The organism is Ahrensia sp. R2A130 (assembly GCF_000179775.1).
Taxonomy (GTDB): Bacteria; Pseudomonadota; Alphaproteobacteria; order Rhizobiales; family Rhizobiaceae; genus Pseudahrensia.
Window position 1 is genome coordinate 59,972 of record NZ_AEEB01000016.1, and the last position, 12,863, is coordinate 72,834.

At 58.7% G+C, this 12,863-nt stretch carries 12 protein-coding genes; 5 read left to right on the plus strand and 7 right to left on the minus strand.

Annotated elements, in window-relative coordinates; translation table 11 throughout:
• Window positions 1-40: 40 nt before the first annotated feature.
• The 4 genes from R2A130_RS08965 to R2A130_RS08980 all read right to left on the minus strand — a co-directional run bounded on the left by R2A130_RS08965 (window position 41) and on the right by R2A130_RS08980 (window position 3,587).
• Window positions 41-1,357, minus strand: a complete 1,317-nt coding sequence (locus R2A130_RS08965; RefSeq protein ID WP_009464746.1) for a folylpolyglutamate synthase/dihydrofolate synthase family protein — start codon at window positions 1,355-1,357, stop codon at window positions 41-43.
• 17 nt (window positions 1,358-1,374) lie between these two features.
• Complete coding sequence (nth, locus tag R2A130_RS08970) at window positions 1,375-2,058, minus strand: endonuclease III (protein WP_009464747.1); 684 nt, start codon at window positions 2,056-2,058, stop codon at window positions 1,375-1,377.
• A 19-nt stretch (window positions 2,059-2,077) separates the two neighbouring features.
• Window positions 2,078-2,992, minus strand: coding sequence for a methylated-DNA--[protein]-cysteine S-methyltransferase (locus R2A130_RS08975; protein WP_040305552.1), 915 nt, complete (start codon window positions 2,990-2,992; stop codon window positions 2,078-2,080).
• A gap of 124 nt (window positions 2,993-3,116) precedes the next feature.
• Window positions 3,117-3,587, minus strand: coding sequence for a DUF2244 domain-containing protein (locus R2A130_RS08980; RefSeq protein WP_050786101.1), 471 nt, complete (start codon window positions 3,585-3,587; stop codon window positions 3,117-3,119).
• A 39-nt stretch (window positions 3,588-3,626) separates the two neighbouring features.
• On the opposite strand from R2A130_RS08980, the gene nth (R2A130_RS08985) reads away from it, so the two are divergent.
• On the plus strand, window positions 3,627-4,394 hold the full coding sequence (gene nth, locus R2A130_RS08985) for an endonuclease III (protein WP_040305518.1): 768 nt from the start codon (window positions 3,627-3,629) through the stop codon (window positions 4,392-4,394).
• Here nth (R2A130_RS08985) and R2A130_RS08990 read toward each other — a convergent pair.
• Complete coding sequence (locus tag R2A130_RS08990) at window positions 4,361-5,122, minus strand: sulfate transporter family protein (protein WP_009464751.1); 762 nt, start codon at window positions 5,120-5,122, stop codon at window positions 4,361-4,363. The genes nth (R2A130_RS08985) and R2A130_RS08990 overlap by 34 nt on opposite strands.
• A 79-nt stretch (window positions 5,123-5,201) precedes the next feature.
• Between R2A130_RS08990 and R2A130_RS08995 the strand changes: the two genes are divergently transcribed.
• Entirely contained in the window at window positions 5,202-6,209 is a 1,008-nt protein-coding gene (locus R2A130_RS08995; protein WP_009464752.1) for an adenosine kinase, read from the plus strand.
• Window positions 6,210-6,396: 187 nt separating this feature from the next.
• Here R2A130_RS08995 and infC read toward each other — a convergent pair whose 3' ends face one another.
• Window positions 6,397-6,933 (minus strand): translation initiation factor IF-3, encoded by a 537-nt coding sequence (gene infC / locus R2A130_RS09000; RefSeq protein WP_083804247.1) that lies wholly within the window; start codon window positions 6,931-6,933, stop codon window positions 6,397-6,399.
• A gap of 116 nt (window positions 6,934-7,049) precedes the next feature.
• Entirely contained in the window at window positions 7,050-8,207 is a 1,158-nt protein-coding gene (locus tag R2A130_RS09005) for a glycosyltransferase family 4 protein (RefSeq protein WP_040305520.1), read from the minus strand.
• A gap of 80 nt (window positions 8,208-8,287) precedes the next feature.
• On the opposite strand from R2A130_RS09005, the gene R2A130_RS09010 reads away from it, so the two are divergent.
• The 3 genes from R2A130_RS09010 (at window position 8,288) to R2A130_RS09020 (ending at window position 12,681) form a co-directional block, all read left to right on the plus strand.
• Window positions 8,288-9,145 carry a carboxylesterase gene (locus R2A130_RS09010; RefSeq protein ID WP_009464755.1) on the plus strand — a complete coding sequence of 286 codons (858 nt, stop codon included), beginning with the start codon at window positions 8,288-8,290 and terminating at the stop codon, window positions 9,143-9,145.
• Between the two features lie 91 nt (window positions 9,146-9,236).
• A complete protein-coding gene (locus R2A130_RS09015; RefSeq protein ID WP_009464756.1) occupies window positions 9,237-11,192 on the plus strand; it encodes a M48 family metallopeptidase in 1,956 nt (651 codons plus the stop codon).
• Window positions 11,193-11,844: 652 nt separating this feature from the next.
• Window positions 11,845-12,681, plus strand: coding sequence for a hypothetical protein (locus R2A130_RS09020; protein ID WP_009464757.1), 837 nt, complete (start codon window positions 11,845-11,847; stop codon window positions 12,679-12,681).
• The last annotated feature ends 182 nt before the right edge of the window (window positions 12,682-12,863 follow it).

Consider the following 12,863-nt stretch of genomic DNA (forward strand, 5'->3'; position numbering starts at 1 on the left):
TCACGCCCGGCGATACGCACAAATGCGACGTGGCATCGAGCTAAGTCGGTGGCGTCTCGTTCAACGCCAATGCGTCACCTGCCAGATAGAGCGACCCGGCTATGAGCACACGGGTGGGTTCGTCCGATTTCGCCATGTCGATAGCCTCCCTCAGACTGTTGGCAATACTCGTTTTCAATCCGGCAGAACCGGCGACCTCTGCCAGTTCATCAACTGGCACACCTGCATCGCTGGAGATAATCGGCACCGCGATGACGTGCGGCGACAGCGGTGCCAGCACTTCGAAATAGCCCGACGGGTCTTTCGTGTTCAACATTCCTGCGATCAATGTGACAGGCCTCGGGTCGCGTTGCTGCAAACCGCCCAGCCAATCAGCCACCACCGCTGCGGCATGGGGGTTGTGCCCGCCATCGATCCACAATTCGGCATCTTCGCCCAATCGTTCTTTCAACGCACCGCTCTGCACAGCTTGCAGTCTGCCCGGCCATGTTGCGGCAGCGAGGCCAGCCTCGACCGTATCTGCTGAAAGCTCTTGGCCGCGACCGGCCAGAAACCGCCTCACTGCCGTTATCGCGGTGGCCGCGTTGTCGATTTGATGGCGACCGGGCAGGTGGGGCGGGGCGACGTCATAAAGAACATCTTCGGCCTGATAGAGCATCCGTCCGTCTTGCAACGTTGCGGAATAATGCTGACCGGCAGCTTCCACCGACGCGAGATTTTTAGCCGCCTGCCGCTCGATGACCTCCAGCGCTTCATCATCCTGCGGCCCGACCACTACGGGAGTGCGAGGTCGGATAATGCCCGCTTTTTCGAATGCGATCTTCGCGACCGTATCGCCGAGATAAGCCTCGTGATCCATTGCTACCGGCGTGATGACAGACACTGCAACAGCATCATCTGCTATCACGTTGGTCGCATCGAACCGCCCACCGAGACCGACTTCGATCAGGCATATGTCCGCAGGGTTTTCTGAAAACAGAACGAAGGTGACGGCGGTCAAAACCTCGAACACCGTGATCGGTTCGCCGGCATTTGCAACGGCCACACGGTCGATCGCATCGGCCAGCATGTCGTCTGAAACGAGTATTCCCGCCAACCGGTAGCGTTCGTGCCAGTTCACCAAGTGCGGCGACGTATGCACGTGAACCCTCAGCCCCTGCGCCTCCAGCAGCGCGCGGGCAAAGGCAATCGCCGAACCCTTGCCGTTGGTGCCCGCCACATGAATGACCGGCGGCATCTTGTCCTGCGGATTGCCCATACGGTCGAGCAGGCCACGGATGCGGTCGAGTGACAGATCAAACCCTTTTGGATGGATCTTCATCAACTCGTTGATGGCAGCTTCGGCCTTGTTCGTCATGGCGTCGTGTCCCGGCCTCAGCCGGTTGCGGCATAGGCCTTGCAGATGTGGTTGACCGGACAATCCGGGCACTTCGGTGCGCGCGATGTACACACTTTTTTGCCGAATTGCAGCAGCCAGAAATGCCCGTCGCGCAATGCCCATTTCGGTGAGCGCTCTTCAAGGCTCGTGGCCGTGTGCGCTTCCGTCTTGCCCTGTGCCAAACCTGTGCGGTTCGACACGCGGTGAACGTGGGTGTCCACGGCGATCACGTCCTCGCCGAATGTGAACGACATGACGATATCAGCGCATTTGCGCCCGATGCCCGGAATGGTCATCAGCCCTTCGCGGGTGGCGGGAATATCGCCCTTCAACTCGTCCACCACGAAGGCGCACATCTTCTTCAGATTGCGGGTTTTCATGTTGTAGAGGCCGCAGGGTTTGATGGCCGCCGCCACGTCTTCATCCGACAAGGCCAGAATACCTTCGGGCGTATCCGCCAGCGCAAAAAGCGCCTGCGAAGCGGCAGCGGTGTTCGCATCACGCGACTGCGCCGACAACATGCAAGACACGCAGGAGCGGAACGGGTTCGGCTGCTTCTTCGGCCCCTTTGCGGTGGGCGTGCGACCGGGCATGACTTCGGAAAGCGTGCGGTAGAGTTCCTCGATCTCACGCGGTTTCAACAGCTTCTCTGCAAAAGCGATCTTCTTCGGTTGGCTCATGGCTCGTCCTTTTCGCGCTTCAGTCGGCAGCGGTGACACCCGCTTCCCAACCCAGCATTGCGCGCTTGCGCGTCAGTCCCCAGTGATAGCCCGTCAGGCTACCACTTTTCCCGATGACACGGTGACACGGCACCACAAAAGAAATCGGGTTGGACCCGACAGCTGTTCCCACCGCCCGCGCACCGGTCGGCTTGCCGATGGAATTCGCCAGATCGCCGTAAGTCGTGGCCTGCCCGACGGGGATCGACAGCAGCCCTTCCCAAACACGAATCTGAAAGTCGGTCCCGATGAGCACCACACGCAGCGGATCCTCACTTTGCCAGCGTTCCGGCTGAAACACGCGGCTAGCATAAGGCGCGGTGAAGGCATCGTCTTCAGTATAGCGCGCCTTCGGCCAACGGCGTTGCATATCGGCCAGCGCTCCCGCCCGGTCGAAGGCGAGGCGACCGGTGGAGTCGGCTTCACCTTCTTCATCGGCAAAGGCGAGGCCTGCCAAGCCGCGCTCTGTCGCCATGACCAACGCTTCGCCAAAGGGCGAGGAGTGGAACGCGTAACGGATGTGCAGGCCGTCACCGCCGGACTTGTAGGTGCCGGGCGACATTGCCTCGTGTGTCACGAAAAGATCATGCAGCCGTCCGGGGCTGGAAAGACCCAACTCATAGGTCGCATCCAGCAGCGGCAATCCATCGCCCAACAGACGGCGGGCGTGGTCCAACGTCACTGCTTGTAGAAACGCTTTGGGTGAGATACCCGCCCAGCGCACGAAGGTCTTTTGCAACCGCGCAGCGGGAATGCCGGTCAGGTCCGCCAACTCGTCCAGCTCCGGCTGGTTGCGCCAATTCTCGGTAATATGCGCCAACACGCTTTGTACCACCGCGTAGTCGTCCAGCGGGCCGGGTAGGTTGGGCGAGGCGGAAATTGGAGAAGAGGGCATGGCGTGTACTGCTTGCGTGTGCATCGGGATTATCCTGTGGTGGACATTGCCCATACACAAGCGCGACGTGCGAGCTGCCGCCACCCGATAACCACCGCTTCAGCGTTTTGCGGTGGACCGCGCCTTATCTTTTCGCGCTCGAAAGCGCTTGCGAAAACTCGACGGCAAAACTCTCGCGGTCGGCGGGGTTCAGAAATTTTCCAAACGCCACAGTTTCCTGCCGGTTGGCGATCCGCATCGCGGTGATGCCGATTTCCTCATGCCGGTCCACCTCGAAACGCGTGCCGAACTGCGGGAACGCAAACTCTCTGCGTCCGCCCTTCGGCGTGACGTGGGCAAGGCTGACATGCTGGCGGGACACTTCGATGTCTTCGTAGGTTTCGCCATCGCGGTAGCTGGCGCGGAACGCCATGTAGATGAGCAACAGGTCCAGCCCCATGAAGCCCGTCACCGGCCAAAGGCCGACTGACAAAAACACCAGCCCGACGGTCACGCAGAACGTCGCTACGAAGCCCATCAGAATGCGAAAGCCTTGGGGCGACAGCGACCGGTGCGGGGTCAACCGCGCGCTGAAAAGCGGGGTCGGTTCAGACATGGTGTTGTGCGAAGCCATACCCGCTTTATACAACGTGGAATGAGTGTATCAAAACCCAAATCGACGCAGCCGCCCGCTAAACGTCGTCACAAAAAATTACCGCGTGCAAAATACACGCGAGCGGAAATGCTGGCGATCTTCGAGCGCTTTCGCCTGCAACGGCCGGAGCCGAAGGGCGAGTTGGAACACGTCAATCCGTTCACGCTGGTGGTGGCAGTGGCGCTTTCCGCGCAAGCGACGGATGTCGGCGTCAACAAAGCGACGCGGCGGCTGTTTCCCATCGCAGACACGCCGGAAAAAATGCTGGCGCTTGGCGAAGAAGGCGTGCGCGAAGCAATCCGCACAATCGGGCTTTATCGCAATAAGGCCAAGAATGTGATCGCGCTATCGCAGAAGCTGGTGGACGATTTCGGCTCCGTCGTGCCGCAAACCCGCGAGGAGTTGGTCACGCTGCCCGGCGTTGGGCGCAAGACGGCGAACGTCGTCATGTCCATGGCCTTCGGCATCCCCACCATGGCGGTGGACACGCATATTTTGCGGATTGGTAACCGCATGGGCATCGCGCCGGGGAAGACGCCAGATGATATCGAGGCCATTCTCATGGCTCGGGTTCCGGAAGACTATCTCTACCACGCCCACCATTGGCTCATCCTGCATGGCCGCTACACCTGCAAGGCGCGAACCCCGTTGTGCGAGGAGTGTATCATCGCTGATCTGTGCAAGGCGAAAGAAAAGACGAATTCCGTGCCAGCACCAATCGTGCGGCTGCCCGATCAGTTGGTAGAAGCACCCGCAGCAGCCGGCTGACTTTGCGTCCATTTGAAGACGTGAACCATCATCGCACCGGCAAATAGCGGCGTCAGCAGGTTGACGATGGGGATGGCCAGAACCACCGCAATCGCGAGACCGGAGAGAAATATCGATAGCCCGTGCTTGTCGCGCAGCCGCTCCGCTTCTTCCTTGTTCACATGGCGCAGGGCCGCGAACTGGAAATATTCCCGACCCAACAGATAACCGTTCAGCGCGAAGAAGATGATGAAGCCGAGGCCGAGAAAGATAACCAGCAGCAGCGCGATAATGTTGCCGACCACAACGAGACCAAAAAACCGCAGCGTAATGCCAGCAGATTCCGACACTGAAAGCGCCCGTCCGGGCGGGTCATCGGGGTAGTAGGTCTGTTCGACCTCTTCTGCGATCTCATCAAGAAACACGCCCGCAAACACCGACGTAACGGGGGCGACCAGAAAACCCATCCCGATCAGAAGGCCCGCGCCCAGCAACCAGGACAACGCCGCCGCCACCCACGGCGCGCCGGAGAGCAGCGGCAGCAGAAACGCCTGACTGGCCGCTTGCAGCAAAAACCACATGACGATCAGCATCACGATTGTCAGCCCTATGGACTTCCACAGCACAGCGCGAAACGGCTTGGAAAGCACTTGGGAAACGGCGCGGTTTGTGGCTTCGACGATCATGGCTGCTTTGGTGTTGGTGGCGGTTGTTGTTTGATAGATGGGAAGGCGAATGTGTTCCCGCAAGTCGCGGCACTCTTCGGCACTGGCCAAACGTATCGCAAATCGCTACGCCGTGCGCCAATTCACAACTGAGCACGCTCATATGTCCGAACCGAAATTCGACGTCCTCACGATTGGCAACGCCATCGTGGATATCATCGCCAATGCAGACGACGCATTCCTTGCAAAAGAAGACATCACCAAAGCCGCGATGAACCTCATCGACGCCGACCGTGCCGAGCATCTCTATGATGCGATGGGGTCTCTCGAAGGTGGGCGGCTGGAAGCGTCTGGCGGCAGCGCTGGCAACACTGCAGCCGGTCTCGCCAGCCTTGGCTCCCGCGCGGCTTACTTCGGCAAAGTGGCGAACGACCATCTGGGCAACGTCTTCCGCGAAGATATCCGCAAAATCGGCGTGGCCTTCGACAGCACGCCGTTGGAAGGCACACCGCCCACTGCACGTTCGATGATTCTGGTCACGCCAGACGGCGAGCGGTCCATGAACACCTATCTTGGTGCGTGCGTGGAATTCAGCCCCGAAGATGTCGTCGCCGAAACCGTGGCAGCATCGCAGGTCACCTATTTCGAAGGCTATCTCTGGGACCCACCCAAGGCCAAAGAAGGCATTCGCGAAGCCGCTCGCATCGCCCATGAAAATGACCGTGAAGTTGCAATGACTTTGTCCGATCCGTTCTGCGTCGACCGTTACCGCGATGAATTCCTCGAATTGATGACGTCCGGCACCGTCGACATCGTATTCGCCAACGAGGCCGAACTGCTGTCGCTTTACCAGACAGAAGATTTCGACGCCGCGCTCGATCGCGTTGCCAAGGATTGCAAATTAGCTGCCGTCACACGCTCCGAAAAAGGCTCGGTCTCGGTGCGCGGCGACGAACGCCACCACGTTGCAGCCCACGCCATCGACAAACTGGTGGACACGACGGGTGCTGGCGATCTCTACGCAGCAGGCTTCCTGCACGGCTACACCGAAGGCCACGACCTAACCGCCTGCGCCCGCATCGGCGGTATGGCTGCAGCCGAAGTCATCCAGCACCTCGGCCCACGCCCTGCGGTCAGCTTGAAAGAAGTGCTGGTGGGCGAGAACTTCTAGGAAGCATCGTTTCGCCGGAAACCAAAAGGCCCGCTGGCAAAACCAGCGGGCCTTTTCAATTCTATATTACACCAACTTCGAGTTTGCCCCCAGCCGGAGCGAACAGCGACCGGCGAAGCCGCCCCCGCGGAGCGCCTGCAAAGCAGGCTGCGTGAGCGCAAGCCAAAAGCCTAGCTAACGCGAAGCGTTATCTAGGCGCTAACACCATCATCATCTGGCGGCCTTCGAGTTTCGGCTCGGCTTCCACCTTGGCGATCTCGTCGGTGTCTTCCTTGACCTTTTTCAACAGGTCCATGCCGAGGTTCATGTGGGCCATTTCGCGGCCACGGAAGCGCAAGGTGACTTTCACCTTGTCGCCTTCCTCGAAGAAGCGGAACACCGAGCGCATTTTGACTTCATAGTCGTGCGTGTCGATGTTCGGGCGCATCTTGATTTCTTTGACCTCGACGGTCTTCTGCTTCTTGCGCGCTTCGGCTGCCTTTTTCTGGGCTGCGTATTTGTACTTGCCGAAGTCGAGAATTTTACAGATTGGCGGTCTGTTGGTGGGAGAAATCTCCACCAGATCGAGACCGGCGTCACGGGCCATTTCCAAAGCTACTTCCAGCTTGGTGGGTCCGTGGTTTTCACCCTCAGCGTCGATCAACTGGACTTCCGGGGCGGTAATATCGGTGTTGGCGCGCGGTCCGTTTTTTTGTGGTGCGCTTGCTCTATGTGGACGACGAATGGCCGTGTTCTCCTGAATTATTGCGTTCGTTCGTGAACCGGTGCCGATAGAATTCGGCGACCGGGAAGTATGTTAGCATGATTAGCCAGCTAACGCACGTCTCTTTGGCCGGTTGCCTAATGCTTCTGCAACAGGCCGCGATAGACGTCCAAAGTTGCGCTGCCCATGGCATTGAGGCTGAAACGTGATGTTACGTATTCATGGGCGCGAGCGGTGATCCTGCCCAACTCAGCGTCGGGCATGGCGAGAATCATATTCAGCGTTGTTGCAAGGGCGTCCGCGTCGCCGGGGGGAAAGGTCCAGCCCGTGCGCTCGTCGTCGGTCACGGCTGGTGGCGTCAGTATGGTGTCGGTAACGGCACCGATGGCGCTGGCCACAACGGGCGTTCCCAATGCTGCGGCTTCAACAGGCGTGCGTCCAAAGGCTTCCGCCTGTGTCGATGCTTGCACCATTACCGTGGCTGTCGCGGCTGCCGCTGCCGGATCATCGCAGTGACCGGGTAGGATGATACGATCTGCAAGGCCCAGTTCCGCGATGCGCGCGCGCAATTCGCCCTCATAGTCGCTGGATTTTCCTGCGCCGCCTGCCAACACAAACCGAATGTCGGGATGAGCTGCCAGCACGATAGGTGCCGCGTCGATAATCGTGCGGTGGCCCTTCAGGCGGGTCAGTCGGGACACCATCACCACCAGCCGGTCGGCAGCGCCGACGCCCCATTCGGCGCGCAGCTTCGACTCGCGATCCGCCGTGATTGCCTTGCGGTCGAAATTCGTGAAATCCACCCCGCGCGGAATGGCAATCACCCGGTCAGTAGCTTCCGGTCTGCGCTCTTTCACGATGCCCGCAGTCCAGTCGGAATTGGCGATCACAACGTCGCCTTTTGCCATGACGGAATTGTACCACGCTTTCGCAGCGCTCTTCTGATTGTAGATCGCGGCATAGGTGGTGACGAAGGGAATGCCGGTACGTTTGGCCGCGATATAGGCCGACCATGCGGGCGCACGGGAGCGGGCGTGGATGAGATCGATGCCCTCGTCGGCGATCAGCTTTTCCAAGAGTGCAGCATTGCGCCAGATTGTCAGCGGACTTTTAGAGGCCAGCGTCATTTCGATGTGCCTGCCGCCATCGGCATCCACTTGTGATGCAAGACGTCCGCCGGAACTTGCGACTATGGAGGTCCAACCGTTTGCGACCACCGCGCGGGAAATATCGACGGCCGTGCGCTCCACCCCGCCGGATTCAAGTCCAGGCAGCACTTGCAAAATTGTCGGCATGGCGGTCACTATAGCTTCTTGCAGGGGCCGGTGGCGGGTGTGACGGGCAAGGTCACGCTGATGACGGCACGGAGGAATGAATGTCGGAGACGGATGAGCGGCTGACCCATGAATGGGCGTCCGGCGAGACGGTTGAGCTTGCCATAAAACGACAATCACACACCAACGACAACCCAACTTCGCCCGGCTTCGTTTGGCTTGGCGGTTTTAAGTCGGACATGGCGGGCACCAAGGCCGATGTAATGGTGCAAACTGCCATGGAAATCGGCGCGCCGAGCCTGCGCTTCGATTATTCCGGCCACGGCACGTCCGGCGGTAAATTTACCGATGGCACGATTTCGCGTTGGGTGGATGAGTCGCTGGCGGTACTTCGCGCAAAAACCGATGGACCACAAATTCTCGTCGGCTCCTCCATGGGCGGCTGGATCGCGTTGCGGCTCATGCAGCGCTTGCAGGAAATCGGCGAAACCCATCGCGTTGCTGCTTTGTTGCTCATCGCACCGGCTCCAGATTTCACAACGGAACTGATGGAGCCTGCATTTTCAGACGCGCAGCGTGAAGCTCTTGTCCGTGACGGATTTTTCGAGGAGCCGACCGAGTATAGTGATGAGCCCAATGTCATCACCCGCGCGTTGATCGAAGACGGTCGCAATAACCTCACGTTGGTTCCGGGCCTCAAAATCGGGTGCTCCATTCGCATCCTGCAAGGCATGGCAGACCCCGATGTGCCCCACACCCATGCGCTGCGTCTTGTGGAGCATCTGGCCGATGATGACGTGACGATGACGCTGGTCAAAGATGGCGACCACCGCCTGTCGCGAGAGGTCGATCTGGCACTATTGGCGCGCACCATGGAACAGCTCCACGCGGTAATAACAGGCGATCTATTCCGGGTCCAAAGTGACGCACCTGTTCCTTTGGCAGGGTCAGGCAGTTGATAAAAAAAGAAAACCCCGCACGTTGGTTTACACAGTTTTAGCAGATCAGCGGGTCGGGAGCCCCTGCTGTGAGCCGGGGGTTTGATGAGCCATGGCACGTCCCCCCGGTGACGAAACTGATACTAAGTCGGAAATATTGGTCACATCTGAAGGTGCAGAGCAGCTTGCAGATGGAGAACGTATCCTGACTGCCGAACAGCGCGAGGCCGTTTTGGCCGCGCTGGATGTGGCCGTTACATCTCCTCATTTGGCTGGCTCACGCCAGCTCAGCGACTTTCTCAAATATGTCGTGAGCAAAGTGCTGAGTGGTGAAAGCGAAGACATCAAAGCCTATTCAATCGCCGTCGATGCGCTAGGGCGTGATGAGAGCTTCGATCCGCAAAACAGCGCAGCCGTTCGTGTAGCTGCCGGCCGTTTGCGCCAGGCACTCGCTTTGCACAACGCGCAGAATACGCTGCCGGATGAAGGCGATGAAATCGCGCAGGATAAGGTTCCTGTTAGTGCCGTTATTCAACTTCAACCCGGTTCTTACATTCCCACCTTCGAATTTATCGATCGCGACTTATCCGGTGATGCAGGCTCTACGATTGCTAGTGCCTCCGCCACATCGATTCGTGCTGATGATCCTCTGCTCGCTGTAGCCGATGGAACCTTCATCCCGGCAGACGTCCAAGAAACAGGGTCTGCGCCAGTACCGGTTACCCCCATCGTGCCGTGGGTGCTTCTGCCCATCATGGGGGCGGTGATTGCCTTAATTAGCTTGATGGCATGGATGACTTATCTGCCCGCAGAGCCCAAATTGGCAGAAGTTCCTCCGTCGTCCTCCACTGGTCAGAACCTGCCAAATGAGGGCGACCGCTTTGCCCGACCCCGAATAAAAACGACGCTCATCACACCGTCTGCCAGCTATCCTGAATGGTTCAAGCCGCGGGAGGCGAAGGACGCCATCATCCTGTCAGCCGTGCGGTTCGATGATTTCGAGTTCGTCGGTGGCGAATTGGTCAAGCGTCCGATTGAAGATGATCCGCGCGATGCTGATTTCCATCTTCAGGTCACACTATACTCGGCGGGCGATGAAGTGCGGGGGTATGCCCAGCTGTCGCGCGGGAGTGCCGGTGCAATCGTCTGGTCAAGGCTGGAGGTCTTCAACAAGCCGACTGATCCGCCCATCCGCGATATGGCGGACCTTGCCGGTCGCCGCATCGCACCGCTTCTTTCACCCTATTCTGTCGTCCCATCGGACATGTTGCAGACCGTGCCGGAACGCGGTGGCATGGAATGCGTGCTTAAGTCTCACCGCTACTTTAACAACCAGTCCGACGCGAACCATAAAGAAGCGAGAGACTGCGCAGAAGCAATGGTTGCTGCCGGAACGCGTTTGCCCGGCATCTACGCCGCGTTGACATTTCTGTATCTCGATGAATACCGCGAAGGTCGAAATGCTCTTGAACGTGATCCGCTGATGGCAGCAGATCGTACCAGCCGCAAAGCCGTTGAACTGGGGCCGGAAAGCGCCCGCGCCTATCAGGCCCGTCTGGCGGTTCACAAGGTGGTAGGCGACATCAAATCTGCTCGCGAAGCCGGCCAAAAAGCTCTCTCTCTGAACCCCTACGACACTGACATTATCGCCGACTATGCAGCTTGGCTGATCTCGCAGGGAGAAGCGGACGAGGGCTATCAGCTTCTGCAAGAGGCTGAAGACTTGTTTGCCGCGCGTCCTGCCTGGGTTGAAGTCTATCGCTATCTTTCGGCATGGATGACCGGTCGCGAGACCCAGGCTCATAATGTTGCCCGCTTCCTCAATCCAGCCCGCTCGCCCATGGTTGCCGCCGTGGTGTTGATGGATGCTGGCATCGTCAAAGACCCCGAACGTGCTGCCGAAGCACAAGCGCAGTTGCGACGGGATCATCCTACATTCCACGCTAACCTCAAAGTCAGTCTGAAAAGACGTGGGTTCGAAGAGAGTGTGGCAGCGCGCATCGCAGCCAGCATTCGCGAAGGTTTGTCAGTTGCTGGCCCGCCGACCGTAGGTGCTACGCGCAATTAACCGGTTGGCTCTGCATTCTTGGCGAATGGTTGTGATGTCAAATATGCGTAAATTCCAAGAGGAATGATGGCCCTAATTTTCTCAGGCTCGTACTCCTGTTTTGTTCAATTGGGCTGTTGCGATTGAATATAAGCTATTGATTTATAAATTAAATAAAAAATCAAAGCGCTTTGAATAACTATCCTAACCAACTTGAGAAGCCAAAAATTTACACCCGGGAAGAAATTTCTTCCCTTTACGTAACTGTAAGAAACCTATCTCCAGCCTCCCCATTCGCTCATATCGGCTCATGTCACGCCGGACCGCGGGGCGCTGAGGTTTCAAAGCCTCTGCTGTGGTCTGCGTGGTGCATGCATTGTCCTCCCGGTTTGCAAGTGGCTGGTCGAGACTAAGCATGCCGGGCCGCGTATCAGTTTCTGTCCATCCCTATAGCGGAGGCAGGTGCGCGGCCCGACTTTTTGGTTGAGAAAACCGATCGCGGACGGTCCCACCGAATTCCGGGGCGCAGGGACTGTCCGCACCTCTCTCTCAGTTTTTCGTATGTGCCATCTGTAAATGTTCAACTTCCGTACATCGTGAAAGCGCGTGTCTGTGTTCGTTTGAGAGATATGGCATAAGGCGTCTAGGAAACTCCGCCGAGCCGATTGCCATTATGTCATCCCCCACAACCCCGACCCTGCTGGATCGCGTTGCCGAATTCATCGCGGCGCGCCTGACCACACAGTCGTCGGGGTACGAACCCTACACCCCGTCCGATCCCGACAGTTTACTCGCAGCTCTGCGCCCCGGGGATGTCTTGTTGGTGGAAGGCAACCAGAAGGTTTCTGGCGCCATCAAATATCTCACCCAGTCCACGTGGTCGCATTCGGCGCTTTTCGTTGGCGATGCGCTGGAGGGTGTCGAACATTCCGCCATCCAGCCCGACCGCTGGACCGATGGTGGCGATGCCAAGCCCCGCCTGATCGAGGTCAATCTGGGGGAGGGTTGCGTGGCCGTACCGTTGGAGAAATACGCCAGCTTCAACACCCGCATCTGCCGCCCCCACGCGCTCACCATGGCAGATCATGACGCCGTGGTGGCGTTCATGGTCAACGGGCTGGGCACTGCCTACGACACCCGCAACATTCTCGATCTCGCCCGCTACCTGATGCCCACCCCGCCGGTGCCTATCCGCTGGCGGCGCAAGTTGATCGCGCTGGGCTCCGGCGAAGCAACCCGCTCCATCTGCTCCACCCTGATCGCGCAAGCCTTCCAGTCCGTCCGATACCCCATCCTGCCGTCCATTCAGCGGCTGGAAGATTGTCTGGATGATGACTGCGAAGCCTACGCCATCGGCGAAATCCTCCACATTCGCCACCACAGCCTTTTCGCACCGCGAGACTTCGACCTATCGCCATATTTCGAGGTGGTGAAGCCGACGATTGAGGCGGGGTTTGATTATAGAGATTTGACGTGGGGCGATGCGCAGTTCGGGAAGGGGACGAGCTAAGAGCCACATCACTGTAATTTCTGGGACGTGCTTTCGCCATCACTAGCTCCACACACCGCTGTCATACCCACGAAGGCCTTCGCCGCAACAGCCCCCCACACCATTGTCATCCCCGCCCACGGGTCAAGCCCGATGACAGGCTCCGGCGGGGATCCACTCATCCGAGAGACGTGGCGGTGGAT

Bases quoted from the DNA above. Each gene is read 5' to 3' on its own strand.
- R2A130_RS08995 (WP_009464752.1), top strand. From the start codon at position 5,202: ATGTCCGAACCGAAATTCGACGTCCTCACGATTGGCAACGCCATCGTG.
- R2A130_RS09010 (WP_009464755.1), top strand. From the start codon at position 8,288: ATGTCGGAGACGGATGAGCGGCTGACCCATGAATGGGCGTCCGGCGAG.
- R2A130_RS09015 (WP_009464756.1), top strand. From the start codon at position 9,237: ATGGCACGTCCCCCCGGTGACGAAACTGATACTAAGTCGGAAATATTG.
- R2A130_RS08965 (WP_009464746.1), bottom strand. From the start codon at position 1,357: ATGACGAACAAGGCCGAAGCTGCCATCAACGAGTTGATGAAGATCCAT.
- R2A130_RS09005 (WP_040305520.1), bottom strand. From the start codon at position 8,207: ATGCCGACAATTTTGCAAGTGCTGCCTGGACTTGAATCCGGCGGGGTG.
- R2A130_RS08975 (WP_040305552.1), bottom strand. From the start codon at position 2,992: ATGCCCTCTTCTCCAATTTCCGCCTCGCCCAACCTACCCGGCCCGCTG.
- nth (WP_009464747.1), bottom strand. From the start codon at position 2,058: ATGAGCCAACCGAAGAAGATCGCTTTTGCAGAGAAGCTGTTGAAACCG.
- R2A130_RS09020 (WP_009464757.1), top strand. From the start codon at position 11,845: ATGTCATCCCCCACAACCCCGACCCTGCTGGATCGCGTTGCCGAATTC.
- nth (WP_040305518.1), top strand. From the start codon at position 3,627: ATGAGTGTATCAAAACCCAAATCGACGCAGCCGCCCGCTAAACGTCGT.
- R2A130_RS08980 (WP_050786101.1), bottom strand. From the start codon at position 3,587: ATGTCTGAACCGACCCCGCTTTTCAGCGCGCGGTTGACCCCGCACCGG.